Origin of the sequence: Nonomuraea sp. NPDC047529 (genome assembly GCF_040642995.1) — a bacterium.
Classification (GTDB): domain Bacteria; phylum Actinomycetota; class Actinomycetes; order Streptosporangiales; family Streptosporangiaceae; genus Nonomuraea.
The window spans coordinates 1-24,966 of sequence record NZ_JBEYTJ010000049.1 but is presented as its reverse complement, the minus strand read 5'-3'; the positions used below and the strand labels follow the sequence as shown (position 1 = coordinate 24,966).

The window sequence follows — 24,966 nt, the reverse complement described above, 5'->3', positions numbered from 1 at the left end:
CGTGGGGCGTCAGTGGCCCAGCCAAATGGCCCTAATACGCCCGACTTCCGACATTCTGCGCTCGGCTAGCCTATCCGCTGCCACAGCCGGAGGAACGCCCTCGTCCGCCGCGATCCCGAAGATCTTCAGGGTCGTGTCGTAGATCTGGGTCGCCTTCGCCCTGGCACGATCCATGCTGAAGCCCTCGATCTCGTCGGCGACCTGGATGACGCCGCCGGAGTTGACCACGTAGTCGGGCGCGTACAGGATCCCGCGGTCGGCCAGCTGCTTCTCGACCCCGGGGTGGGCGAGCTGGTTGTTGGCCGCGCCGCAGACGATCCTCGCCCGCAGTCCGGCCACCGTGGCGTCGTCGAGCGCGCCGCCCAGCGCGCAGGGCGCGAAGACGTCGATGTCGGACGTCGTCAGCGCCTGGGCGTCGGCGACCACCTCGACCTCGGGGTACCGCTGGCGCACCCGCTCGACGGCCCGCGGGTCGACGTCGCAGATCACGACCTCGGCCCCGTCCTCGCGCAGGAGCTCGACCAGGCGGTGGCCCACCTTCCCGACCCCTTCGACGCCGACCCGCCTGCCGTGCAGCGACGGCGTGCCGAAGACCCGTTCGGCCGAGGCGCGCATGCCCTGGAAGACGCCGAACGAGGTGAGGACGGAGGAGTCGCCGGCGCCGCCGTGGGCCAGGGTGCGGCCGGTGACGTGGCGGGACTCCCGGGCGACGATGTCCATGTCCTCGCTGAAGGTGCCGACGTCGCAGGCGGTGATGTAGCGCCCGCCGAGCGACTCGACGAATCTGCCGTAGGCGCGCAGCAGCGCCTCGCTCTTCTGCCTGGCCGGGTCGCCGATGATGACGGCCTTGCCGCCACCGAGGTCGAGACCGGCCAAGGCGTTCTTGTAGGACATGCCCCTGGCCAGGTTGAGCACGTCGGCCAGGGCCGCCTGCTCGCTCTCGTACGGATAGAACCTGGTGCCCCCGAGCGCGGGGCCGAGGGCCGTGTTGTGGACGGCGATGATGGCACGCAGGCCGCTCTGCTCGTCTGCGCAGAAGACGACCTGCTCGTGGACGTCCTTGTGGGACGTGCCGAAGACGTCGGTCACGGTAGTGACTCCCTGTCCGGCCCGCCGCACCTTCGCGGCGGGGATCACTCTCAGACTAGTAAGCCTCAACGGTGCACGCAGGTGCTCTTCGTGACACGATGCCTCCGTGCTGCCCTATGCCGCCTACCTCCGCGTCTATGAGCCACTGACCGCGTTCGCCGAGTCCGAGCGCAAGCTGTGGGCCGACTACGCCGACTCACGTGACCGTCCGCGCCGGGCGAACGCGCTCAACGCGGAGCACGGCGAGTCGGTCATGCGCCTGCTCGGCATGCCCCCTGAGCCCGTTCCCGCCCAGGAGAGCCCCAATGCCTATCTGCGGCGCGTTGAGGACCGTTTGTACGTGTGTCCCTGGCAGACCCGGTTGCGGTCCTGGCTGGCCTTCTCACGGCTTCGTGGCGCCACTCCTGTGAAGCTGATGGACCGGCTCGTGCCCAAGGCCATCGCCGAGCAGACGGCCGACGACTTCGACCGGTTCAAGCGCCGGGCCGGTTCTTCCGCCTTGCGTACGCACATTCGCACCACGGCGTGGCATGTGCCGCCCTCGTGGTTCGTACCGTTTGATGGGAACGAGCGCTGGCTGGTGCTCGGCTCCTCCACCCCGGGACAGGACGTGACGACCGCTACGGGCCGTAACCTCATCTACGTCACCTCCATGGCACAGGCCAGGAGGCGGGCCGCCCGCGCCCTCAACGTGATGCGCCGGCACCTCGGCGACACGTCGTCCAACCTCGACGTGGAGGACATCGCGCGCTGGCTGGAGGAGTTCCACCCGCACTCGCTGGTCGAGCTCGACTACGGCGGTCTGGTCCGTCTGATGAACGACGACGCGCTTCAGGCCGACCAGTCGGTTGCTGAGCTTTCGGCCGCTTTGACCGGTCTGGACACGGGTCAAGAAGAACTTGCCTATGCCATGTACCAGCGCGTCATCCTTCGGTGGAAGTCAATGCAACAGCTGGAATCAGCCAACTGAGCCCCAAAACAACCGTCTGACCTGCATGAGTAGGTCACGTCTCGCGGCTGCTCTCTTCTGCGAACTGAGTAGTTTGCCGTTTTCACTGCGATACCACGAACCGTGTCGCTAGAATCACCGAGCGTGACATCGCCATGGGGGCGGGCAGTTGGGTCAAAGAAGGGCTCGCCAATCGCTCTGCGTGGCGGTATGGTCACATCGGGTGATGCCGCATATGGCTCAGAAAAGCCGCACGCTCTGCGCCATAGGGGGACATCCGTGACACGCGCAAAGGCAGTCACAGGATCGCTAAGCCGGTCCACACGGAGGAGAGGCCGCACAAATGTCAGCTCGTACACCCGAGGCCGAGCCGCTGCTCACGCCCGCTGAGGTCGCGACCATGTTCAGGGTCGACCCCAAGACCGTTACGCGGTGGGCCAAGGCGGGCAAGTTGACGTCGATTCGCACCCTCGGTGGTCATCGGCGTTACCGGGAGACCGAGGTTCGCGCACTGCTGGCGGGCATTCCGCAGCAGCGTTCCGAGTAGTCGCAAGGGTCGTCACGAACCTCAGGGGGGTTGAGGGTGGACCAGGTACGCATGCCCGGTCCACCGACGTGACGTCGCACGGGGAAGTTGGCGTCGCCCGCCCGGCGCCACTCTTCCCCCGCTACGCCAGTTGCTCGCCGGTCAGCACGTCGAGCAGCTCGCCGACCCCGCCGTCGTAGGCGGCGGCGACGCCCAGCAGGGCCACCATGTGATCGACGAGCATCTTCTCCAGGATCGGCCGCTCGACGTCGCGATGCTCCAGCCAGTCGAGACCGGCCGTCTCCACGGAGGCGATCCACGAGCGCAGCGTGGTGCGCAGCACCGGGCTCGGCTCCTCGACGCGCATCTGCTTCTGGATGAGGCGGAACAGCCTCCGGCGCACGCCGTCGACGATCTCCCCCACTTCGCCCGCCCGGTTGGCGGGCCCACCGCGCAGCAGCGCGGCGAAGCCGGCGGCGTGCTCCTCGACGAAGTCGAAGTAACGCCCGAGGCCCGCGGCCAGCTCGTCGAGCGGTCTGCCGCCCTCGGCCGGGCGCAGCCGCGACTCCAGCTGCTCCGCCGCGCTCCTCAGCGCGGCCACGTAGAGCTCCTGCTTGCCGCCGAAGTAGTGGTAGACGAGCGCTCGTGAGGCGCCTGCCGCCGAGGCGACGTCGTCGATCGAGACGGCCTCCGCGTCACGGGTGCTGAACAGCTCCAGCGCAGCCGCCATGAGCTCTTCGCGACGGCGGTCCACACTCAGCCTTCGGCGTGCGGGCCGTGCCGTCTCGGCCGACTTCCCGGGTGTCACACCTGCACAGTATCCGACGACGTGCCCAATAGCGGACGTGTGGCGAATGGGTCAATATCAGGCTTCCCTAACCCGAAGCCGTACCCTGCGGCTTACTCGATCGTTTGGTGAGACAGGTGCCCATATCCGCATCGCGGGGGAGACACATGTCAGGACCGCCCGTCAACACTTCAACCATCGCCGAGCTCCGCGAGGTAGAGCCATTGCCTCGGCCACGACCCACCATCCGCAACGTCGCCGAGCGAGCCGGCGTCTCGAAGTCGCTGGTCTCACTCGTGCTGCGCGGATCCCCGCACGTGAGTGAGCATCGGCGGCAGGCAGTGCTCCAGGCGGCGCGCGAGCTCGGCTACCGGCCGAACGCGGTCGCGCGCAGCCTGGTGGAAGGACGTACCCATCTGGTCGGGGCGCTCGTCGCCGACCTGCACAACCCGTTCTACGCCGAGTTCCTCGACGGCCTGCAGGAGAGCCTGCACGGCGACGGGCTGCGCATGCTGATCGGGAACAGCCAGTGGGACCCGGCGTTCGAGGACGAGGCCGTGGAGGCCTTCCTGGAGCTCCGGGTCGACGGGCTGGTGCTCTTAGGCATCGCACCGACCAGCGAGACGCTGATCGAGGCCACCGCCTACACCCCGACCGTCGTCGTAGGGGAACGTGACATCGAGCTCGACGGCGTCGACATCGTGGTCGACGACGACCAGCTCGGCGCCCGTCTGGCCATCGACCACCTGGTGAACCTCGGGCACAAGCGGATCGCGCACATCGAGGGCCCCCGGTCCTCGCGCTGCGAGGGCTACCTCGTGGCGATGCGCAGGCATTCGCTGGCGCCGTACATCATGGTCGAGGCGGCGGACGCGACCGAGGAGGGCGGCCGGGAGGCGGCGATCGCCCTGCTGACCCGCGACCCGCGGCCGACGGCCGTGTTCGCGGCCAACGACGTGGTGGCGCTCGGGGTGCTGGCCGCCGCGGCCGAGCTGGGGCTGCGGGTGCCGGACGACCTGTCCGTCATCGGCTACGACAACACCCACCTGTCGGCCTCGCGGCACATCTCGCTCACCTCGGTCGACCAGCCGCGCCGCGCCATGGGCAGGTCGGCGGCCGCGCTGCTGAGCGACAGGATAGGCGAGCCGGCCAAGGGCGCCCGGCTGCGCGAGATCCAACCCGAGCTGATCGTGCGCCGCAGCACGGGACCTGCCTGAGGGATATCTGCCGGTTGCGCTGCCGTTGCGGGCCTTCGCCGGGCGCCGCAATGGCACGGCAGGCCCATGCGCAGGTCTCTCGTCAGCAAGGCCGCCCAAAGCCTGGGTCAAGCCGTACGGCAGCGTCGCCGCACGGCGGTTTACTCGTCAGGGTCATGCTAATTGTGGCCGAATCTGGTTCGGTCACGATCTGATCCGGGGGACAGTCATGCGTGATCCAGAACTGGTGTCCTGCGCCCAGCGCGCGGCGGCCGAGCTCGAACGCGCCTGGGGGCACTGGCGCGCCGGCAGGGGGCGGGGCGCCGACGTCGGCGCCGAGTCCGTCGCCAGCTACGTGGCGCACTCCCTCGACCATCCGTGGGGCCGCCCCCGCGTCGTCCTCGGCCTCGACGCCGAGGACGCGCGGGAGCTGGCCGCCCTGCTCGAACGGCAGGAGGTCGGCGAGCACGTGTGGTGAAGCGGACGGCGAAACCGCCAGGCGGACCGCCCCAGCGGTCCCGACCGGACGCTTCGGTGGGGCGGCAGGCCGACTCGCAGGATTCCTGTTGATACGGGCCTGAACGCGGGGCTTCACGTAAGTTGGAGCTCATGCGTGCTCTACCAGCCACCGTCCTCGCCGTCTGCGGCCTGATCGCCTCCGCGTGCGGCGGCACCGAGCCCGGTGGCGTCGCGGCAGGTCAGGCCGCCTCCTCCGCCGAGGCGCCGGCCCAGCCACCCGCCCAGGACGGGCCCACCCAGGGGACGCCCGCGCAGCAGGCACCACCCGACGCCAAGCCGCTCAACGGCAAGGTCGTCGTCATCGACCCGGGGCACAACGGCGGCAACTTCCGCGACCCGAAGGCCATCAACCGCAAGGTCAACGTGCTGACGCAGTGGAAGCCCTGCGACACGACCGGCACCGAGACCAACAACCACTACACCGAGGCCGCCTTCGCCTGGGACGTCTCCAACCGCATGGCCAAGATCCTCAGGGGCCGCGGCGCGACCGTCAAGCTGACCAGGTCCGACAACGACAGCGTCGGGCCGTGCATCACCCAGCGGGCCGCGATCGGCAACAAGGCCAAGGCCGACGCCGCGATCTCGGTGCACGCCGACGGCGCCGCCGCCGCGGGCCATGGGTTCCACGTGATCATCCCGAAGAAGATCAACGGGCCGGTGGACAAGGTCGTGGCGCCCTCCACCAGGCTGGGGGTGGACGTGCGCGACGCCTTCGCCAGGGGCACGGGCCTGCCGTACTCCACCTACGTCGGCAGCAAGGCGCTCAGCTTCCGCAACGACCTCGGCGGACTCAACCTCTCGACGGTGCCGAAGATCTTCGTCGAGTGCGGCAACATGCGCAACGCGGGCGACGCGGCCAAGTTCCAGGATCCGAAGTTCAGGCAGCGGATCGCCTTGGCACTCGCGAACGGGATGCAGCACTATCTCGAAGCATGATTCCTCGCCCAGAGCTGCTCAGTGATCTTTCCGGATCCTTCGAACTGACCTCGGGCGCGACCGTCGCCGGTCCCTTCGCGGACGCGGTACGTCGCGCGCTCCCCCTCCTCGACCTCCGTCCGGGAGACTCGGGCGACATCGAGGTACGTCAGGATCCCGCGCTCGGCGAGGAGGCCTACCGGCTGACCACCGGGTCGCGCGGGGTCGAGATCGTCGCGGGCGGGGCGGCGGGCGCGTTCTACGCCGCGCAGACGTTGCACCAGTTGCTGCCGGACGCCTCCTACCGGTTCGCCGCGGGCGCGTCGTGGCCCGTGCCCGGGGTGCGGGTCGAGGACGCGCCGCGGTTCGCCTGGCGGGGGCTGCACCTCGACGTGGCCCGGCATTTCTCCCCCAAGCGGGAGGTGCTCCGGCTGATCGACCTGATGGCCGTGCACAAGCTGAACCGGTTGCACCTCCACCTGGTCGACGACCAGGGCTGGCGGGTGGAGAGCAGGGCGTACCCGCTGCTGCACGAGGTCTCCTCGCACCGGCCGCGCACGGCCAGCAACTACTACCGGGAGCCGGAGGCGTACGACGACGTCCCGCACGGCGGCTACTACTCGCTGGACGATCTGGCCGAGATCGGCGCGTACGCGCGGTCCAGGTTCGTCACGGTGGTGCCCGAGATCGACGTGCCGGGGCACGCCTCGGCGATCCTGGCCGCCTACCCGTCGCTCGGCGCCACCGGCGAGCGCTACGACGTGCTCGACCGGTGGGGCATCTCGCCGGCGATCCTGTCGCCGCTGCCGCCGACCGTCGAGTTCCTGACCACGATCTTCGACGAGGTCATCGGCGCGTTGGGCGAGGTGCCCTTCTTCCACATCGGCGGGGACGAGGTCGTCCTCGACCACTGGGCGCAGTCGGCGGAGATCACGGCCTACCGCGACTCGCTGGGCCTGTCCACGGTGATCGACCTTCAGTCGTGGTTCCTGCGCGCGCTGGCCGACGCCCTCGCCGAGCGCGGCTCGCGCGCGGTGGTGTGGGACGAGGCGTTCGTCAGCGGCGGGCTGCGCCAGGACACCGTGGTCATGCCGTGGCGCGGCATGGGCGTCGGGCGGCGCGCCGCCGCGGCGGGTCACGACGTGGTCGCCACTCCGGTGTTCCCGCTCTACTTCGACTACGCCGAGGCGGCCTCGGCCGACGAGCCGATGGCCATCGGCGACGCCACCACGGTGGCCGACGTGGCCGCGTTCGCCCCGGCCCCCGCCGACTGGACGGACGAGGAGCGGGCGCGGGTCATGGGCGTGCAGGCCCAGCTCTGGACCGAGCGGGTGCCCGACCCGAGGACCGTCGACTACCGGCTCTGGCCGCGGTCGTGCGCGCTGGCGGAGGTGGCCTGGGCCGGCTCGGCCGGCGACGGGTTCACCGGGCGGCTGGAGGAGCACCTCGGGCGGCTCGACGCGATCGGCGTGGAGTACCGGCCGACGGCGGGCCCGCACCCGTGGCAGCGGCGGCGTCCGCACCGGCCGAGCGGCGTGCGGGTGAGCGAGGTGATGGAGCGCATCGACGCCATGACGCACGACGCGGAGTCGACCAGGCCGAGCGTCTGACCGGCGGTCACATGGGCGCGGGGCGGTCGTTGAGGATGAGCTGGAACAGCATGTGGTCCTGCCACGCGCCGTCGATGCTGACGGCGCGGGGGGCCATGCCGTACTCCTCGAAGCCCGCCTTGCGCAGGACCGCCTGGGATGCCTTGTTGTGCAGGAGCGTGCCCGCCTCGACCCGGTGGAGGCCCAGGTCTTCGTCGGCGGCCCGGCACGCCTCCAGCACCGCCTTGGTGGCCAGCCCCCGCCCGTTGTACGCGGCGTCCACCCAGTAGCCCAATGACGCGCTCTGGGCGGCGCCGCGGATGATGCTGTTAAGGTTCATCCTGCCCACGACGCGGTCGCCGTCCGCGAGCACCCACGGCATCACGAACCCGGCCGCACGGTCCTCGGCGAGTCGTTCGAGGCGTGCGGCCTGGCCGGCGGACGTGAAGAAGTCGGCCGGCCTGCGGGGCTCCCAGGGGCGCAGGAAGTCGCGGTTGCGGCGGTAGGCGTCGGCCAGCGCCTCCGCGTCGGACCTGGAGATCGCGCGCATGACGACGTCATCGGTGAGCCTCACCTCGGCATTGATCACGATCCCACGATAGGGGAGCCCTAGGCGGTGCGGCCGATCGCCTCGGTGACGGAGGACAGGCCGTGGCGGCGGACCCGGCGGGCGAGCTGCCGGTGGATGCGGGCCGCCCACAGCGGGCCGCCGTAGATCCAGCCCGTGTAGCCCTGGACCAGGGTGGCCCCGGCCAGCAGGCGCTCCCAGACGTCGTCGACGTCCTCGACGCCGCCCACGGAGATCAGGGTGAGCCGGTCGTCGACCTTGGCGCGCAACCGGCGCAGCACCTCCAGCGAGCGCGCCTTGAGCGGGCGTCCGGACAGGCCGCCGGTCTCGCCGCCGTGCCTGATGGTGGTGTTGGTCGCGATGATGCCGTCGAGGCCCAGCTCCACGGCCAGGTCGGCGACCGCGTCGATGTCCTCGTCGGCCAGGTCGGGGGCGATCTTCACCAGCAGCGGCGTGCGGCGCGGCGTCGCGTCGGCGACCTCCTTGACCGCGACCAGCAGCGGGCGCAGCAGCTCGACCGCCTGGAGGTTGCGCAACCCGGGCGTGTTGGGCGAGCTGACGTTGACCACCAGGTAGTCGGCCAGCGGGGCCAGCTCCCTGGCGCCGGCCACGTAGTCGGCCACCGCCTCGGACTCCGGCACCACCTTGGTCTTGCCGATGTTGACGCCGACCACGACGGGCACCCCGCGCGTACGGCGCAGCCGGCGGGCGGCGGCGCGGGCGCCGGAGTTGTTGAAGCCCATCCTGTTGATCACCGCCCGCTCCCCCGGCAGCCGGAACAGGCGAGGGTGCGGGTTGCCCGGCTGGGCGTGCGCGGTGATGGTGCCGACCTCGACGTGGCTGAAGCCGAGGGCGGCGATCGCCTCGGCGCAGGCCGCGTCCTTGTCGAACCCGGCGGCCAGGCCGAACGGGCCGGGGAAGTGCACGCCGAACGCGGTCACCCGCAGGACCGGGTCATGTGGGGCGAACGCTCGGTGGAGCAGCCGCTTGAGCAGGGGCAGCCGGGCGAGCACGGCCAGGCCCCTGACGGTGAGACGGTGCACGGCCTCGGCGTCGAACCGCCGCAGGACCTGTGTGAACACGAGGCGATACATCACAGGTCAGGCTACCAATCCCGCTTCGTGGGCGATGATCGCGGCCTGGACGCGGTTGCGCACGTCGAGCCGGGTCAGGATCGTGCTCACGTACGCCTTCACCGTGCCCTCCACGATGTGCAGCCGCTTGGCGATCTCCGCGTTGGACAGGCCCGCGCCGAGCAGGGCCAGGACCTCCCGCTCGCGGTCGGTGAGGCCGCCGACGCGGTCGCGGGCCTGGGCCTCGCGCGTCATCCTGCCGCCGGCGAGCTGGGCGATCACGCGCTGGGCCACCTTGGGCGACAGGTACGCCGCGCCGTCGGCGACCGCGTGGATGCCGGCGATCAGCTCGCGCGGGTCGCCGGACTTGAGCAGGAACCCGGCGGCGCCCACCTCCAGCGCCTTGGAGATGTAGTCGTCCTCGCCGAACGTGGTCAACATCACCACGGCCGTGGCGGGCGCGACGCGGCGCAGCTCGGCCGCGGCGGCCAGGCCGTCGAGCCGTGGCATGCGGATGTCGAGCAGGGCGACGTCGGGACGGTGGCCGATGGCCAGGTCGACGGCCTGCCTGCCGTCGCCGGCCTCGGCCACGACCTCCAGGGACGGGTCGGAGTCGAGGATCGCCCTGACCCCGGCCCGGATCATGGCCTCGTCGTCGGCGAGAAGTACGCGGATCACACCCTCTATATTGCCGACATGGCACAAGTGAAGGTTTACGGGCGGCGTGACGTGTGGGGCGGACGGCAGCGGGAGATCTCCGATCTGCTGCAGTCATGCCTGGTGAGCGCGTGGGGCGTGCCTGAGGAGAAGCGCTTCCACCGGTTCCTGCTGATGGACGCCGACGACTTCGTCTGCCCTCAGCGAAGCGCGAACTATCTGATCATCGAGGTCGTGTGCTTCACGGGACGCAGCGACGACGCCAAGCGGGCGCTGATCCGGGCGATCTACGAGAAGTCGGGCTTCGACCCCGAGGACGTGGAGATCACGATCATCGAGATGCCCAAGGTGAACTGGGGGATCCGCGGGGTTCCGGCCGACGAGCTGACGCTGTCGTACAAGGTGGAGGTCTAGCGTCAAGGGTGACCTGGGGCGGGCGGTATGGTCCGAGTCATGAGCACTCACTATGACGTCGTCGTTCTCGGCGCGGGTCCCGGAGGATACACGGCCGCCGTCCGCGCCGCCCAGCTCGGGCTGCGTACCGCGGTCGTCGAGGAGAAGTACTGGGGTGGCGTCTGCCTGAACGTGGGCTGCATCCCGTCCAAGGCGCTGCTGCGCAATGCCGAGCTGGCCCACATCTTCCACAACGAGGCCAAGACGTTCGGCATCAGCGGTGAGGTGAGCTTCGACTACGGCGCGGCCTTCCAGCGCAGCCGCAAGGTGGCCGACGGCCGGGTCAAGGGCGTTCACTACCTGATGAAGAAGAACGCCATCACCGAGTACGACGGCCGCGGCACCTTCCTCGACGCCAACACGCTGCAGGTCAACGACGAGACGATCACGTTCGACCACTGCATCATCGCGGCCGGCGCCACCACCAGGCTGATCCCGGGCACGCAGTTGTCGGAGCGGGTGGTGACGTACGAGGAGCAGATCCTCACCGAGAACCTGCCGCGCAGCATCATCATCGCGGGCGCGGGCGCGATCGGCGTCGAGTTCGCCTACGTGCTGCACAACTACGGCGTCAAGGTCACGATCGTGGAGTTCCTCGACCGGGTCGTGCCGCTGGAGGACGAAGAGGTCTCGGCCGAGCTGGCCAAGCGCTACAAGCGGCTCGGCATCGAGGTGCTGACCTCGACCCGCGTCGACGGCATCGAGGACACCGGCGGCTCGGTCAAGGTCACCGTCACCCGCGACGGCCAGACCCAGGTGCTGGAGGCCGACAAGGTCATGCAGGCCATCGGGTTCCAGCCGCGCGTCGACGGCTACGGCCTGGAGAAGACCGGCGTGCAGCTCACCGAGCGCGGCGCGATCGCCGTCGACGGCCGCTGCCGCACGAACGTGCCGCACATCTTCGCCATCGGCGACGTCACCGCCAAGCTCATGCTGGCCCACGCCGCCGAGTCGATGGGCATCATCGCCGCCGAGACCATCGGCGACGCCGAGACCATGGAGCTCGACTACGTGATGATCCCGCGGGCCACGTACTGCCAGCCGCAGGTGGCCAGCTTCGGCTACACCGAGGCGCAGGCCCGCGACCTGGGCTACGACGTCAAGGTGGCCAAGTTCCCCTTCACTGCCAACGGCAAGGCCCACGGCCTCGGCGACACGGCCGGGTTCGTCAAGATCATCAGTGACAACACCCACGGCGAGCTGCTCGGCGCCCACCTGATCGGCCCCGAGGTCACCGAGCTGCTGCCCGAGCTCACGCTGGCCCAGCAGTGGGACCTCACCGTGCACGAGGTCGCGCGCAACGTGCACGCGCACCCGACGCTCGGCGAAGCGGTCAAGGAGGCGATCCACGGCCTCGCGGGCCACATGATCAACATGTGATCCCGTCGCGCGGATGCGCATCCCGGTGCCCGTCCATCGGGATGCATCCGGCCGGTTCAGACCCAGACGTACAGGGCCACGCCCAGCAGCGCCACGGCCAGCGCCGAGGCCCATCCGCGCAGCGTGTTCCAGCGGGTCCAGCGCGGCGCGTACGCCCTCCACGCCAGCTCGCCCGCCTCGATGGCGTTGTTCATCGGCACGTTGACCGCGGCCGTGACGACGATCGAGCCCGCGAAGTAGACGGCGGCCGCCGCGAACGCCAGGACCGCGGGCCCGCCGTCCCCGCCGATCAGCAGGAACACGCCGGCCAGCAGTGAGGCCACGGGCGCGAGCGTGAACATCGACAGGAACCCCGGATTCAGGATCTTCCTGTTCATGCTGCGCATGGCGGCCGTCGCGCCGTCCTCCCCCACGGCGTCCAGGCCGGGCATGACCGAGGTGGAGAAGGCGAAGAACACTCCCGCCATCAGTCCGTTCAGGACCAGGGCGAGCACCGAGAGGACGACCGCGACTACGCTCACGTCCCTATGATCCCTTAAGTCACAGTTGTCCGGAAACGAGGGGCAAGCCGCGATTCTCATTGAACGTTCATGTATTCCTGAGATGTCTCTGAGACCGGGGGCGCAGCGTGGTGCGCGTGCCTCCAACGAACGCGCAAACGCAGATCGCACGGCTCGGCGCCGTCACGGTACGCCTGTGGCTCTTCGGCCTGGTCGCGCTGGGCATCCTGGGCGCGGCCCTGGAGCTGGCCTTCGAACGTCACTGGCAGTCCTGGCAGCAGTTCGTCCCGTGGGTGGCGCTGCTGGCGCTCGGGGCCGCGCTCGTGGTGCTCGCCCTGGACGCCTCCCCCCTCACGCTCAAGGTCGTCCGCGGGATCGCGCTGGTGGTGCTGCTCGCCTCGGCCTATGGCGTGTACGCGCACATCTCGGCCAACCATGACATGGGCGCCTTCGACCCCCGATACGCCGACACCTGGCAGACCCTCTCCCCCCTCACCCAATGGTGGTACGCGCTGACCAAGTCCGTCGGCCCGGCCCCGCCGCTCGCGCCCGGCATGCTCGCCCAGAGCGCGCTCCTGCTGCTGCTGACCACCCTGGCCCCCGCCAAGGCCAAGGAGAACGCCTGATCACACCCCGCAGGCGGCCCGGACGTCGGCGACGAGCCGTTCGGCGGCGGCCACCGCACGGGTGATCTCCTCCCGCGTGCCGCCGACGGACGCGAACAGCGCCTGGGCCCGCTCCCCGAACCCGGCGGGCGCCGAGGGCAGCCGGTCGGCGGCGGCGACCATGCCCTTCTCGTTGATCAGCCAGGCCCCGTCGGCCGCGTGCAGGGCGTGACAGGCGACGCCGATCGCCCGGAACAACGCCCCGGCCGCGTACGCGGGGTCCTGGCCGGCGGCGCCGTACCCGGCGATCGTCAGCGAGAAGCCGGCCTCCCACAGCCCCTGGACCAGCGCCTCGCGCAGCGCGGGCGGGTACTCGGCCGTCTCGGCGCGCAGGGCCGCCAGCTCGCCGGACGGATCGGCGAGCACCTTGCACAGCGCCACCTCGCCCGCGTAGGCGTGGGAGTAGAAGCCCAGCGGATGGCCGGCCTGGACGCCGACCTCGTACCGGCCGGCGCGGCAGTCGTGCCAGACGCGGCGCACGCGGTCGAGGTCGCGGTAGATCCAGTCGACCCGCAGGCCGTCGATGGTGAGCCAGCCGCCGCCGTCGACCCACGGGCCCCAGCCGCCGGGCTCGGTCACGTCGGTCGGCTCACCGGTCATCTCCCGGGCCAGCTCGCGCAGGTCGGCGACGGCCAGGCGCCCCCGGTAGTAGAGGCCGAGGTCGATGTCGGAGTCGGGCCGGTGGGTGCCGCGTGCCCGGCTCCCGCCGAGCGCCACGGCCACCACGCCGGGCACCTCCGCCAGCCTTCCGGCGATCTCCCGCAGCCGTTCGTCAGTCATCTCGTCCGCCATTCAGCCCACCCTAGCGAGGCTCAAACCGCATATTTCTGAACCACTCCGACATCTTTCGCGTCACACTCATGCACCGCCCGGTGTGTGACCCGTGAGACTGGAGACACCGAAGTGGCTTTAGGTCGCAAGCTCGTAGCCATGGCCGTGATGACGGCCGCCGTGCTCACCACGGAAGGGGCCGTGGCCCGGGGCGAGGCCCGCCCGCCGGCCGCCGCCGCCCAACAGCCGACCCCGGTGACCACCACCGCCCTGACCGCCGCCCTCACCACCGGCCCCATCACCGGCGCCGAGCCCACCTGCATGCGCGTCAAGGGCGCCGAGGCGTGCGTGGGCCCGGACGGCAGCGACCGGCCGGGCATCTGGATCGAGGACACGCGGAACGACAAGCTGCACGCCGCGGTCGAGTACCACCTGAACGAGTACCTCGGCACCAAGTACGTCATCCACAACCTGGGCGGCAAGGGCGAGATCCGGGGCAACCGCGAGATCGGCAGGACCGTGACGTTCCGGGCCGCCGTGTACGAGGGCAACCACCGCGTCAAGGTGGGCCGCTGGAAGACGGTCCGCAACCTCACCAAGTACCCGGTCAGGCGCGACACCGAGGTCACCCCGGCCGCCGCGCGGGGACGTTCGGAGCGGTGCACGTCCACCAAGGGCGGGGCGAGCGTGTGCTTCCACGAGCGCGACACGTACGTCTTCGCCTGCGACACCAGGGCCGACGAGTACCAGGCGCGCGCCGAGTACTTCGTGGCCGGCGACCCGACCGCCCGGTACGAGATCCACCAGCTCGCCGGCCTCGGCACCTGCGGCAAGGCAGAGCACGGCGACAGGTCGGTCAGCATGTACCGCGCCTCGGTCTTCAACGGCTCCCATCGGGTCGCGACGAGGCAGTACAAATACAACTAGTTTGCAAGCGGCCCAGCAAGCCGGTTGAAATCGGTCCAATGCACCGTGTGGTCATCCCCCGAGAGGAAGGAACCCCTCGATGACCACCTCCCGTACCGCCGCCGTCCTGACCGGTGTCGCCGCCGCCGCCCTGCTCGCGCTCGCCGCCTCCCCCGCCCAGGCCGCCTCGGCGGCCTCGTGGGGTCCCTACTACGCCCCCGGGCACGCCGCCAAGGCGACCGGCTCGCTGAGCGCGACCGGCGAGGACCACGCCGACCTGCCGACCGCCGACGCGGTGCGGATCTCCGGCAAGCTGACCGACCAGACCCGCAAGGACTCGGCCTGCGGCTGGGCGGTGTTCCGGATCACGTACCGCGACGGGAGCAACCTGCCCTTCAAGGAGCGCAGCGTCCGTAACTGCTCCTACGGCTCGGCCAAGCGGTTCTCCTTCGAGTACCGCGACGTCTACCAGGTCGAGCTGAAGGTCTGCGCCGAGGGCAGAGGCTCCAAGCCGTCCCTGAACTGCCTGTACGCGGGCACCTGGAAGACCCTCTACCTGTCCAAGTGACGCACCGGCGGCGGCGTCCCGGCCATCCACCGATCGGTGGATGTCGCGGCCGCCGCTCCGCCGTGATGCTCAGATCATGACAGTCATCGAGATCGACGACCTGCGCAAGAACTACAGACACACCCGGGCGCTCGACGGCGTCTCCCTGACCGTGGAACGCGGCGAGATCTTCGGGCTCGCCGGGCCCAACGGCGCGGGGAAGACGACGGTCGTGGAGTGCGTGTCCGGGCTGCGGCGTCCCGACGGCGGCAGCGTGCGCGTGCTGGGCCTCGACCCGCAGGGCGACCGGCGGGCGCTGCTCCAGCGCGTCGGCGCCCAGTTGCAGGAGGCCGCCCTCCCCGACGGCATCAAGGTCGGCGAGGCCCTGCGGCTCTACGCCTCCCTGTACGACCACCCCGCCGACTGGCGGGCCGTCATGGACGAATGGGGCCTGACCGAGAGGAAGGACGCCCGCTTCGGCGGCCTGTCCGGCGGCTGGAAGCAGCGCCTGTTCATCGCGCTGGCCCTGGTCGGCGACCCCGAGGTGGTCCTGCTCGACGAGCTGACCACCGGCCTCGACCCCGACGCCCGCCGCACCACCTGGGGGCTGATCAGGGCCATGCGCGACCGGGGGATCACCGTCGTCCTGGTCACCCACTTCATGGACGAGGCCGAGGCCCTGTGCGACCGGATCGCCGTCATCGACCGCGGCCGGGTGGTGGCCGAGGGCAGCCCGCGCGAGCTGATCGGCGAGGCGCGGGCCGCCTCCCTGGAGGACGCCTACTTCACCCTGACGGGGAGGGCCCAGGCATGAAAGGCTTCACGCGAGTCATCGCCGTCGAGCTCAGGCTGGGGTTGCGCGATCCGATGTCGGCCTACTTCGCACTGGCCTTCCCGCTGGTCATGCTCTGGGTCAAGCTGCGCGGCGGCGACCGGCCGCTGCCCGGCGGCGAGCGGCTCGTCGACGCGACCGTGCCGATGCTGACCGTCTTCGTCGTGGGGCTGGCCGCGCTGGTCGTCCTGCCCGCCACGCTGGCCCAGTATCGGGAGCGGCGGGTGCTCAAGCGGCTGCGGGCCACCCCGGCCACGCCGTTCATGCTGTGCGGCGCCCAGTGGGCCGCGCACATGCTGCTGGCCGTGCTCGGGAGCGTGCTGCTGGTCGTCCTCGGCGTGGCCGGCTACGGGCTGAACGCGCCCGCGAGCCTTCCAAGCGTGGTCCTGGCCTGGTTGCTCGGCGCGCTCAGCCTCGGCGCCGTCGGGCTGCTGCTGGGCGCGCTGGCCCCCAGCGGCCGGGCGGCGACCGTGATCGGGCTCGCCCTGTTCTTCCCCATGGTGTTCCTGTCCGGCGCGGTGATCCCGCGCGAGACCATGTCGGGGTCGATGCGGGCGATCGGGGACCTGACGCCCATGGCGCCCGCCGTCCAGGCGATCCGCGACGGCTGGTCGACCGGCGCGCTTCCGCCGCTCGCGCTCGGGATCATGGTGGCGGTCGGCGTGGTCGCGGGCGGCGTCGCGGTGAAGGCCCTGCGGTGGTGAGCCGGTGGGAGCGGGTGACCGCGGCCCTGCCGTACCTGCTGGTGCTGCTTCCCGCGCTGTTCTCGCTGCTGCGGGCCTGGCGGGTGGAGGTGCTGGCGCTGGCGCTGTTCGCGGCGGCCTGGCACTGGTTCGTGGTGGCCTACCGTCCCGGCTGGACGGCGCGGGCGTGGGTGGTGGCCGGCTACTTCGTGGTGCTGCTGGCGGTGGTCGTGGCGCTGGTGCGGATCGACACGGTCTTCACCGTGACCGGGGTGGGGGTGTTCGTCCAGTGCTTCGCGCTGCTGCCGGGGTTGTGGGCGTACGCGGGGGTCGCCGTGACGGTCGGGACGCTGGTCGCCGCCCGTCCGCCGGACGGTCGCAGCCCGGTCGAGCTGCTGGCCTCGTTCGTGGTCGGGGTGCTGGTGGCGTCCATGACCGGGCTGGTGTTCCAGACCGTCTCCGAGCAGAACACGCAGTTGAAGGAGAAGAGCGCCCGGCTGGCCGCGCTCGCCGAGGAGAACGCCGACCTCCAGGCCCGGCTCTTGGTCCAGGCCCGCGAGGCGGGCGTGCTCGGCGAGCGGCAGCGGCTGGCCAGGGAGATCCACGACACCGTCGCCCAGGGGCTGACCGGCATCCTCACCCAGCTGGAGGCGGCCGACGAGGCCGTCGGAGCGGCGCCGGCGGTGCGCGCGCGGCTGGCGACCGTACGCGAGCTGGCCAGGGAGAGCCTGACCGAGGCCCGCCGCTCGGTCCAGGCGCTGCGCCCGGCGCCGCTGGCCGCGGCGCAGCTCGGGACGGCCCTGTCGGAGGTGGCGGCGGCCTGGTCGCGGGCGTCGGGGGTGCCCGCCCCGGTGTCGGTCACGGGCGACGCCCGGCCGCTGCACACCGAGGTGGAGAGCACGTTGTTGCGGGTGGCCCAGGAGGCGCTGGCCAACGTGGGCAAGCACGCGCGGGCCGCCCGGGTGGGGATCACGCTGTCGTACATGGAGGACGTGGTGGCGCTCGACGTCCGTGACGACGGGTCCGGCTTCACCCCCGGCTCCGGCTCCACCGGCGGGTCCGGCGGCGGGTTCGGGCTGGTGGCCATGCGGCAGCGGGTCACCCGCCTGGCCGGCAGCCTCGCCGTCGAGAGCGCCCCTGGCCAGGGGACGGGCATCTCCGCCACCGTTCCGGCCATCCCCGCCGACCCGGGAACGTGAGCCATGCCCGTACGCCTGATCATCGTCGACGACCACCCGGTGGTCCGCGACGGGCTGCGCGGCATCTTCGAGACCGACGGCTTCGAGGTGGTCGGCGAGGCCGCCGACGGCGCCGAGGCGCTCGCGGTGGCCCTGCGCACCGGCCCCGACGTCGTGCTCCTCGACCTGCGCATGCCGGGCACGAGCGGCGCCGAGCTCATCCGCCGGCTGCGCGAGCAGTGCCCCGGCACGCACGTGCTCGTGCTGACCACCTTCGGCGACGACGCCGACGTGGTACCCGCGATCGAGGAGGGCGCCACCGGCTACCTGCTCAAGGACACGCCACGCGCCGAGCTGCGGCAGGCCGTGCTGGCGGCGTCCCGCGGCGAGACCGTGCTGTCGCCGGCCGTGGCCGGGGTGCTCACGCGGCGCGCGCACGCGCCGGAGCAGCGCACGCTGAGCCCGCGCGAGCTGGAGGTGCTCGCTCTCATCGCCCGCGGCGCCACCAACCGTGAGGTGGCCAGGCGGCTGTTCGTCACCGAGGCCACGGTGAAGACCCACCTGCTGCACGTCTTCGCCAAGCTGGAGGTCAAGGACCGGGCGGCGGCCGTCGCGGCGGCGTACGACAGGGGCCTGCTCAAGCCCGCCTGACCGGCGTCACGCGTGAAAGTTTCAGCGCCGATTGACGGGCCGGAGCCGACGTCGCATGATCATGCTTGCCTCCTGGTCAGGAGGGGGCGTCGAGTCACACCGCTACCCACGGCTTCTTCCCACGGCTTCCCACGGCGAGGTACCCCGATGCCTGGCATGACCCTGCCCCGGGCCGCGACCGCGGCCCTCCTGACCCTGACCGCGCTGATCGCTCCCCCGGCGCGCGCCGACGACGTCACCCCCGTCGCGGTGACCGTCAACGCCCGCGCCGCCCTGGCCACCGCCCCCGAGACCGGCATCGGTTCCAACCATGCGATCTGGGACTCGAACCTGGGCACCGACCAGACCGCCGACCTCCTCAAGGACGCGGGCGTCAAGCTGCTGCGCTACCCCGGCGGCTCCTACTCCGACATCTACCACTGGGCCACCCACACCGCCCCCGGCGGGTACGTCGCCCCGAACACCGACTTCGACACCTTCATGCGCGGCGTACGGCGTACCGGCGCGCAGGCCATGGTGACCGCCAACTACGGCACCGGCACCGCGGAGGAGGCCGCCGCCTGGGTCCGGCACGCCAACGTCACCAAGGGCTACGGCGTCAAGTACTGGGAGATCGGCAACGAGAACTACGGCAACGGCCACTACGGCAGCGCCTGGGAGGCCGACGACCACGCCGACAAGAGCCCGGCCGAGTACGCGCGCAACGTCGTCGCCTACGCCGACGCCATGAAGGCGGCCGACCCGTCCATCAAGATCGGCGCGGTGCTGACCACCCCCGCCAACTGGCCCGACGCCATCACCGCCGAAGGCGACGACGGGAGCTGGAACAAGGTCGTCCTGTCCCTGGCCGGGCCGAAGATCGACTTCGTGATCCTGCACTGGTACCCCGGCGCCCTGGACAGGGCCGGCCAGATCCCGGACATGATCCAGCTCACCCGGCGGCAGATCGCCGCGTACGCCGGGCCCGGCTCGGACCGGATCGGCCTCGCGATGACCGAGTTCAACACCGGCTCCAGCAGCAACGGCACGAACACCCAGCCCGGCGCCCTGGCCGCCGCCGACGCCTACGCGAGCCTGCTGGCGAACGGCGTGTTCACCGTCGACTGGTGGAACGTGCACAACGGCATCGGCAACGTCACCCAGGTCGAGGGGCACACCGACTACGGTGACTTCGGGCTGCTGTCCAGCGGGGTCTGCAACTCGTCCGGGGTGTGCGAGCCGCCGTTGAACACGCCGTTCGCGCCGTACCACGCGCTGCAGATGGTCAGCAGGTTCGCCCGTGCCGGTGACCAGTTCGTCCGGGCCGGGACCGACCAGCCGAAGGTCAGCGCGCACGCCGTCCGGCGGCCCGACGGCGGCCTCGCGGTCATGCTGATCAACACCTCGCCGGACACGTCCTACCCGGTCGCCGTGGACTACGCGGGCTTCACGCCGGCCGCGGGCGCGCCCACCGTACTGACCCACACGAACGGCGCCACCTCCATCACCACCGCGACCACCGGCACCGCCACCAGCCAGACGCTGCCCCCGCTCTCCCTGACCACCTTGGTCCTGCGTCCCGCCACGCCGCAGACCGGCCTCCCCGGCGCGCCCGGCCGCCCCACGGCCTCGAACGTCACCGACAAGGCCGCCACCCTCTCCTGGCCCGCCGCCGCCCCCGGCGCCCGCCCGATCGCCAAGTACGAGCTCCACCGCCAGAACGGCGCCGTCAGCGAGCAGCTCGGCGAGACCGCCGGCACCTCCTACACGGTGGGCAACCTCAGGCCCGGCAGCACCTACACGGTCAACGTGATCGCGCGCGACAGCGGCGGCGGCGTCTCCTGGGCCTCCCCGCCCCTGACCTTCACCACTGGCACCCCCGCCACCAGCTCCTGCGCCGTCCGCCTCACCGACCAGACCGACTGGGCCAGCGGCTACGTCGGCGCCATCGAGATCACCAACAACGGCGCCCCGGTCAACGGCTGGACCCTGAGCTTCACCTGGCCGAGGCCCTGGCAGAGTCTGGGCAGCGGCTGGAGCGCCACCTGGACCGAGACGGGCTCGAACGTCAAGGCCGTCAGCGAGCCCGGCAACGCGTCCCTGGGCACGGGCGCCTCGACGACGATCGGATTCGTCGGCAACTACGCCGGCCCGAACCTCCTCCCCACCACCTTCACCCTCAACGGCGCCGTCTGCACCACCAGACCGTGACCACTGGCTTGACCGCGCGAAGGGCCGCTCCCCATCGGGCGGCCCTTCCACTTGTCACCAGAGAAGCCAGGGGCTCTCCGCGCCACCGCCGAACGCCGCCGTCCCCGCTCGCCGCCACCGCTGCCGTACGTCGTGCTTGGCCCGGATGGCCGGTGCCGTGGTGGTGAACGGCCCGCAGGTGGCGACCTCCCCGTCGTTGCGCGGGGCCACCCCGGAGCAGATGAACGGCTGAGAGGCGTTCTGATCCGCATCGGTGTTGTAGAGCTGGACGTGCACGTCCGAGCGAACCGTACTCGCCCCTCTGATGCGTCCCTTCAGGTAGAAGACATCGCCCACCATGGCCATGCAGGGCGACATCTCCACCCCCGAGCCGTTGCCTGCCGAGATCCACGAACGGCACTTCCAGTCCGGCTGGGAGCTGCGCGGCGGAGCGCTCGTCCCTTCCGTGCCGGGGTCCACGGTGTGCGGGGCCTCCGTCTTCCGCCCTGTCGACGTCCGGCGGGGCTCGGCCGTACGGGCCGGCGTGGGGTCCGTGGTCGCGCTGGGCGCCGCCGTGCGTTCCGAGCCGCCCGTTCCCGGCGTACGGACCGGCTCCTTCGGCGTCTTCTTCGGCGACGACTTGAGCGGTTCCTCCTCCGCCTCGTCCGGCTGGGACGTCTTCTCGTCCGGCTCGGACGGAACGGGCGTCGCGGTCCCGGCCACTTCGGCGGTCGCGGTCCCCGGAAGCCCTGCCGCGTCGTTCACGGCCCCCGCGTCCGGCGTACGCCATGGCGCCATGACGGCCACCGTGGCCGCGGTGAGCACCACCGCCGTGGCGGTGCTCGCGACGACGATCCACTGACGAGACCGCCCCCGCCGCTGCGCAGCCGCCCCGGAAGGAACCGTTCCGTCCCCACCGCCTGCACCGGCGGACGGCACCGAGCCCCCGCCACCACCCGGCCCAACCCCAACTGCACCCCCGGACGGAGGACCCGCCCCACCGGCACCCGCGGGCGGCGGCAACGGCTCGGACGTCGCGGACGGAGCCTCCCCCTTCGCGACCCGCGGCAAGGCGGCCAGCCCGGTCACCGACGGCACCGCCTCCCGCAACGCCACCGCCACCTGCCCCGCCGCCGGACGCCCGGCCGGATCCTTGGCCGTGCAAGCGGCGATCACCGCCCACAGCGCGTCGGGCATCCCGGGCAAGCGCCGCGGCATGGCCATCGCATGCTGTCGGAGCAGAGCCATCGGATGCTCACCGACGAACGGCGGACGCCCGGCCATCAGCTCGTAAAGGATCAGACCGACCGCATAGACGTCCACCGCCCCCGTGGGAGGGCCACCGTCGGCCACCTCGGGCGACAGGTACGCGGGCGTCCCGATGATCGAGGTCGTCTGCGTCAGCCCAGGCCCGAGGACGATCCGCGCGACCCCGAAGTCCGTCAGCCGCACCTGCCCCGTGGGCCCGTCGATCAGGACGTTCCCCGGCTTGACGTCCCGGTGCACGACACCCATCGCGTGCGCCGCCGCCAGCGCCTCGGCGACCTGGGCCATCAGCTCGGCGGCCACGGCCGGGGGCAGCGTGCCGTGCTGCTGGAGCAGGCCGCGCAGATCCCCGCCCTCGACCAGGTCCATCACCAGGGCGAGCCGCTCCCCCTCGATGACGAAGTCACGCATCGTGACGATGTGGGGATGGCGTAGGGTCCGCAACACATTGCGTTCCTGGACGAACCGCAGCACCAGGTCCTGGTCACCGGCGAGGTTGCTGCGCAACATCTTGACCGCCACGGTCTCCCCGGTCTCCCGGTGCCGCGCCCGCCAGACGGTCCCCATCGCCCCGGCGCCGATCTCGTCGAGCAGCACGTACCGGCTGCCCAGGAACGCCTCGGCCCCATCCGCGTCCATCGCCCGCCTTCCCCCCGAACAATGGGGATCACAATAGTCAGGATGATCGGGACAAAAAAGATCAGCGCCCTCGCGGCCTCACACCGCACCCCCGGCTGACCAGGCCCGGCCCCGGCCGCGCGAACGCCCCCGGAACCAGCCGGCCTTCAGCTCACACCTGAGCCGTGAGCAGAGCGTCCGCGAGCCCCGTACGGGCGTAGAACACCGTGCGGCCGGCCCGATGGGTGCTGGTCAGCCCGGCGGCCCGCAGCGCGGTGAGATGCTGCGACACCCCCGCCGCGGAAAGCCCCGACCGCTCGGCGAGCTCGGTGGTGGAGGCGGGCGAGTCCAGTTCGGCCAGGAGCAACGCCCGGGACCGGCCGATCACGGCGGCGAGGGCGTCCATCGGCGCGTGCCTGCGCGACTCCCACAGCACGCCGATCCCCCGAGCCGGATAGGCGAGCTGAGGCGGCTCCGACGGGACGGACCGCGTCAGCACCCGCGGCCACGCGAAGACCGACGGCACCAGGAGCAGCCCCGCCCCGGTCTCGATCCTGGTGATGGCACAGTGCCGCTGCGCCAACTGGAGCCCTCCGCTGTCCCAGCGCACGGTGGGGTGCAGCTGGTCGAGCGTCCGGGCCGTACCGCTCTCGGCCACCTGACGCCCCCGATGGAAGACGTCCGCCTCCAGCACCGACCGGATCCGCGCCCAGTAGGGCGCGATCGCGAGCTCCCAGTACGCCTCGATCTCCGCGACGACCCTGGGCAGGTACGTCCGAGGGTCGCGGTGCAGGTTGCGCAGCCGGGGCGACAACCGGCCGCCCCGCTCGGCGGACAACAGGTCGAGGTCCCGCCGAACCCGCTCCGGGTCGCCGGCCTCGATGGCCGCCAGCTCGTCGGGCAGCTCATGGGACGCGGTCGTCGGATTGAGAAAGTCGGGAAGGTGACCGGCGGACGGAACCATGTCGGCCAGCCACCCACGATCGAGCCCCGCCGCCGCCAGCCGCGGACGCACCTGCTCGGCCCACCCACGATGAGGATCGGCCACCGTGGCCCCGGCCAGCACCCGGCAACTCGTGACGACCTCCCACATGGGAGAGACCGCGAACCGGGTCTCGGCCAGATCGTTCACCGAAAAGGCCAGCCGCGCCTTCATGCCGCCTCCAGAGCGTCCACGATTCGGTCAGAGCTTAATCAATGGACGCCTACTCCTCCGCCCGGCAACATCCCGGAGCAGGCACCCACCGAGCCATGGTGCCGGACTCCGAACACCCCGAAGGCGGTCACGCACATGCCTGTGGACAACTCTCCCGCCACTGCCGCGACGGCGACGGAAAAGGCCGATCTGTTCAGAAAGCTCAGCACCGACTCCGTCCTGATCCTCCCCAACGCCTGGGACGCCGCCAGCGCCGCCGTGATCGCCGCGGCCGGGGCCTCGGCCATCGCCACGACCAGCGGCGGCGTCTCCTGGTCCCTCGGCCGCGGCGACGGCCAGCACCTCACCCGGGACGAGATGCTGCAAACCGCCCGACGCATCGTGAACACCGTCGACGTACCCGTGACGGTCGACGTCGAGGGCGGCTACGGCCCCACCCCCGAGGACGTCGCCCAGACCGTCCGGGCGGTGGCGAAGGCCGGCGCGGTGGGCGTCAATCTGGAGGACTCCCAGGCCGTCGGCGGCCCGCTGTTCGACCTCTCCGACCAGACCGCCAGACTCCGCGCGGCCCGGGAGGCGGCAGCCTCGGCAGGTCTCCCCGGACTCTTCGTCAACGCCCGCACCGACGTCTTCCTCTTCGCCATCGGCCCCTCCTCCGGCCGCCTGACCGAAGTGATCAGGCGCACGGCGGCCTACGCCGAGTCCGGAGCCGACGGCATCTTCGTCCCCGGCCTGCTCGACCTCGACGCGCTGGCCACGCTCTGCGCCGAGTCCCCGCTCCCGGTCAACGCGATGGCCGTCGCCGGCGGCCCCACGGTCGCGGAACTCACGCAGGCAGGCGTACGCCGGATCAGCCTGGGCACCGCCCTCGCCCAAACCGCCTACACCGCCGCCCGCAAGGCCGCCGAAGAACTCCTCACCACCGGCACGTACGAAGCCCTGGCCGACTCCCTGGACTTCGGCGAACTCAACACCCTCTTCCACCCCTGATCCCCACCACTCCGCCACCCGGCCCGGCCGATGTGGGAACCGCAGCCGCCGCAATTCCAACATCGCGTTCCGACGATTCATGCGACGCCACTGATCACTGACCTCTTTTCATCCTCGGGCGACTTCGTAGTTCTGCAGAAGAGCGATGGCCTTGCAGAGGTGCCCAGCTTTGAGTGGGCAGCAGCGGAGCTTCCGCAGGATGCGCCAGGTCTTGAGCTGGGCGTTGGCGCGTTCGCCCGGACCGCGAAGGCGGGCGTGTGATCGGTTGGCCCGCTTCTGAGAGGCGGGCTTATCTCTGCCCTTGTAGGGCGTGATGACCGGACCACCGGCACC

The 24,966-nt window shown here is 71.2% G+C and carries 27 protein-coding genes; 17 read left to right on the top strand and 10 right to left on the bottom strand.

Features of this window, described 5'->3' with window-relative positions; translation table 11 throughout:
* Positions 1–9 precede the first annotated feature (9 nt).
* Positions 10–1,089 (bottom strand): Glu/Leu/Phe/Val dehydrogenase dimerization domain-containing protein, encoded by a 1,080-nt coding sequence (locus ABZ815_RS45600; RefSeq protein ID WP_357708051.1) that lies wholly within the window; start codon positions 1,087–1,089, stop codon positions 10–12.
* A gap of 106 nt (positions 1,090–1,195) precedes the next feature.
* Between ABZ815_RS45600 and ABZ815_RS45595 the strand changes: the two genes are divergently transcribed.
* Both ABZ815_RS45595 and bldC read left to right on the top strand, forming a co-directional pair.
* The gene (locus ABZ815_RS45595) at positions 1,196–2,059 is read left to right on the top strand and encodes a hypothetical protein (RefSeq protein WP_357708050.1); all 864 of its coding nucleotides are present in this window, start codon (positions 1,196–1,198) and stop codon (positions 2,057–2,059) included.
* A gap of 322 nt (positions 2,060–2,381) precedes the next feature.
* On the top strand, positions 2,382–2,585 hold the full coding sequence (gene bldC, locus ABZ815_RS45590) for a developmental transcriptional regulator BldC (RefSeq protein WP_013133571.1): 204 nt from the start codon (positions 2,382–2,384) through the stop codon (positions 2,583–2,585).
* 121 nt (positions 2,586–2,706) lie between these two features.
* Here bldC and ABZ815_RS45585 read toward each other — a convergent pair whose 3' ends face one another.
* Positions 2,707–3,294 carry a TetR/AcrR family transcriptional regulator gene (locus tag ABZ815_RS45585; protein ID WP_357708049.1) on the bottom strand — a complete coding sequence of 196 codons (588 nt, stop codon included), beginning with the start codon at positions 3,292–3,294 and terminating at the stop codon, positions 2,707–2,709.
* Between the two features lie 224 nt (positions 3,295–3,518).
* Between ABZ815_RS45585 and ABZ815_RS45580 the strand changes: the two genes are divergently transcribed.
* The 4 genes from ABZ815_RS45580 to ABZ815_RS45565 all read left to right on the top strand — a co-directional run bounded on the left by ABZ815_RS45580 (position 3,519) and on the right by ABZ815_RS45565 (position 7,591).
* Positions 3,519–4,568: a LacI family DNA-binding transcriptional regulator gene (locus tag ABZ815_RS45580; RefSeq protein ID WP_357708048.1), complete on the top strand. Its 1,050-nt coding sequence runs from the start codon at positions 3,519–3,521 to the stop codon at positions 4,566–4,568.
* A 208-nt stretch (positions 4,569–4,776) separates the two neighbouring features.
* A complete protein-coding gene (locus ABZ815_RS45575; protein ID WP_357708046.1) occupies positions 4,777–5,025 on the top strand; it encodes a hypothetical protein in 249 nt (82 codons plus the stop codon).
* A 131-nt stretch (positions 5,026–5,156) separates the two neighbouring features.
* Positions 5,157–6,002: an N-acetylmuramoyl-L-alanine amidase gene (locus tag ABZ815_RS45570; protein ID WP_357708044.1), complete on the top strand. Its 846-nt coding sequence runs from the start codon at positions 5,157–5,159 to the stop codon at positions 6,000–6,002.
* Complete coding sequence (locus tag ABZ815_RS45565) at positions 5,999–7,591, top strand: beta-N-acetylhexosaminidase (RefSeq protein ID WP_357708043.1); 1,593 nt, start codon at positions 5,999–6,001, stop codon at positions 7,589–7,591. Before ABZ815_RS45570 ends, ABZ815_RS45565 begins: the two co-directional genes overlap by 4 nt.
* Before the next feature lie 7 nt (positions 7,592–7,598).
* Here the strand turns inward: ABZ815_RS45565 and ABZ815_RS45560 are convergent, their stop codons facing one another.
* Genes ABZ815_RS45560 through ABZ815_RS45550 form a run of 3 tightly spaced genes read right to left on the bottom strand, consistent with a single transcriptional unit; the run spans position 7,599 to position 9,889 of the window.
* Positions 7,599–8,159: a GNAT family N-acetyltransferase gene (locus tag ABZ815_RS45560; RefSeq protein ID WP_357708041.1), complete on the bottom strand. Its 561-nt coding sequence runs from the start codon at positions 8,157–8,159 to the stop codon at positions 7,599–7,601.
* 20 nt (positions 8,160–8,179) lie between these two features.
* The gene (locus ABZ815_RS45555) at positions 8,180–9,232 is read right to left on the bottom strand and encodes a quinone-dependent dihydroorotate dehydrogenase (RefSeq protein ID WP_357708040.1); all 1,053 of its coding nucleotides are present in this window, start codon (positions 9,230–9,232) and stop codon (positions 8,180–8,182) included.
* Between the two features lie 6 nt (positions 9,233–9,238).
* Complete coding sequence (locus tag ABZ815_RS45550; protein ID WP_357708038.1) at positions 9,239–9,889, bottom strand: response regulator transcription factor; 651 nt, start codon at positions 9,887–9,889, stop codon at positions 9,239–9,241.
* A gap of 18 nt (positions 9,890–9,907) precedes the next feature.
* Here ABZ815_RS45550 and ABZ815_RS45545 point away from each other — a divergent pair, with 18 nt between their 5' ends.
* Both ABZ815_RS45545 and lpdA read left to right on the top strand, forming a co-directional pair.
* A complete protein-coding gene (locus tag ABZ815_RS45545) occupies positions 9,908–10,282 on the top strand; it encodes a tautomerase family protein (RefSeq protein ID WP_357708036.1) in 375 nt (124 codons plus the stop codon).
* Positions 10,283–10,321: 39 nt separating this feature from the next.
* A complete protein-coding gene (gene lpdA, locus ABZ815_RS45540; protein WP_357708034.1) occupies positions 10,322–11,701 on the top strand; it encodes a dihydrolipoyl dehydrogenase in 1,380 nt (459 codons plus the stop codon).
* 56 nt (positions 11,702–11,757) lie between these two features.
* Here lpdA and ABZ815_RS45535 read toward each other — a convergent pair whose 3' ends face one another.
* Positions 11,758–12,222 carry an anthrone oxygenase family protein gene (locus ABZ815_RS45535; protein WP_357708033.1) on the bottom strand — a complete coding sequence of 155 codons (465 nt, stop codon included), beginning with the start codon at positions 12,220–12,222 and terminating at the stop codon, positions 11,758–11,760.
* Positions 12,223–12,338: 116 nt separating this feature from the next.
* Here ABZ815_RS45535 and ABZ815_RS45530 point away from each other — a divergent pair, with 116 nt between their 5' ends.
* Positions 12,339–12,827 (top strand): hypothetical protein, encoded by a 489-nt coding sequence (locus tag ABZ815_RS45530; protein WP_357708032.1) that lies wholly within the window; start codon positions 12,339–12,341, stop codon positions 12,825–12,827.
* On the opposite strand, the gene ABZ815_RS45525 is transcribed toward ABZ815_RS45530, so the two are convergent.
* On the bottom strand, positions 12,828–13,658 hold the full coding sequence (locus tag ABZ815_RS45525; protein ID WP_357708031.1) for a nucleotidyltransferase domain-containing protein: 831 nt from the start codon (positions 13,656–13,658) through the stop codon (positions 12,828–12,830).
* A 138-nt stretch (positions 13,659–13,796) separates the two neighbouring features.
* Here ABZ815_RS45525 and ABZ815_RS45520 point away from each other — a divergent pair, with 138 nt between their 5' ends.
* From ABZ815_RS45520 to ABZ815_RS45490, 7 genes are all read left to right on the top strand, one after another.
* On the top strand, positions 13,797–14,564 hold the full coding sequence (locus ABZ815_RS45520) for a hypothetical protein (RefSeq protein WP_357708029.1): 768 nt from the start codon (positions 13,797–13,799) through the stop codon (positions 14,562–14,564).
* A 79-nt stretch (positions 14,565–14,643) separates the two neighbouring features.
* The gene (locus tag ABZ815_RS45515; protein WP_357708027.1) at positions 14,644–15,111 is read left to right on the top strand and encodes a hypothetical protein; all 468 of its coding nucleotides are present in this window, start codon (positions 14,644–14,646) and stop codon (positions 15,109–15,111) included.
* Between the two features lie 76 nt (positions 15,112–15,187).
* Positions 15,188–15,904, top strand: a complete 717-nt coding sequence (locus tag ABZ815_RS45510) for an ABC transporter ATP-binding protein (protein ID WP_357708026.1) — start codon at positions 15,188–15,190, stop codon at positions 15,902–15,904.
* Positions 15,901–16,626, top strand: a complete 726-nt coding sequence (locus tag ABZ815_RS45505) for an ABC transporter permease (protein ID WP_357708024.1) — start codon at positions 15,901–15,903, stop codon at positions 16,624–16,626. Before ABZ815_RS45510 ends, ABZ815_RS45505 begins: the two co-directional genes overlap by 4 nt.
* Positions 16,623–17,804 carry a sensor histidine kinase gene (locus tag ABZ815_RS45500; RefSeq protein ID WP_357708023.1) on the top strand — a complete coding sequence of 394 codons (1,182 nt, stop codon included), beginning with the start codon at positions 16,623–16,625 and terminating at the stop codon, positions 17,802–17,804. The genes ABZ815_RS45505 and ABZ815_RS45500 overlap by 4 nt, the downstream gene beginning before the upstream one ends.
* Before the next feature lie 3 nt (positions 17,805–17,807).
* The gene (locus ABZ815_RS45495) at positions 17,808–18,434 is read left to right on the top strand and encodes a response regulator transcription factor (RefSeq protein ID WP_357708022.1); all 627 of its coding nucleotides are present in this window, start codon (positions 17,808–17,810) and stop codon (positions 18,432–18,434) included.
* A 147-nt stretch (positions 18,435–18,581) separates the two neighbouring features.
* Positions 18,582–20,624 (top strand): cellulose binding domain-containing protein, encoded by a 2,043-nt coding sequence (locus ABZ815_RS45490; protein WP_357708021.1) that lies wholly within the window; start codon positions 18,582–18,584, stop codon positions 20,622–20,624.
* Positions 20,625–20,678: 54 nt separating this feature from the next.
* Here ABZ815_RS45490 and ABZ815_RS45485 read toward each other — a convergent pair whose 3' ends face one another.
* Together ABZ815_RS45485 and ABZ815_RS45480 are read right to left on the bottom strand one after the other, a co-directional pair.
* A complete protein-coding gene (locus ABZ815_RS45485) occupies positions 20,679–22,508 on the bottom strand; it encodes a protein kinase (protein WP_357708020.1) in 1,830 nt (609 codons plus the stop codon).
* A gap of 151 nt (positions 22,509–22,659) precedes the next feature.
* Positions 22,660–23,643: a DUF5937 family protein gene (locus ABZ815_RS45480; protein WP_357708019.1), complete on the bottom strand. Its 984-nt coding sequence runs from the start codon at positions 23,641–23,643 to the stop codon at positions 22,660–22,662.
* Positions 23,644–23,784: 141 nt separating this feature from the next.
* Here ABZ815_RS45480 and ABZ815_RS45475 point away from each other — a divergent pair, with 141 nt between their 5' ends.
* Positions 23,785–24,633, top strand: a complete 849-nt coding sequence (locus ABZ815_RS45475; protein WP_357708018.1) for an isocitrate lyase/phosphoenolpyruvate mutase family protein — start codon at positions 23,785–23,787, stop codon at positions 24,631–24,633.
* A 108-nt stretch (positions 24,634–24,741) separates the two neighbouring features.
* Here ABZ815_RS45475 and ABZ815_RS45470 read toward each other — a convergent pair.
* Positions 24,742–24,966: transposase family protein (locus ABZ815_RS45470; protein ID WP_357706440.1), on the bottom strand; the 225-nt coding region annotated here is incomplete at its 5' end.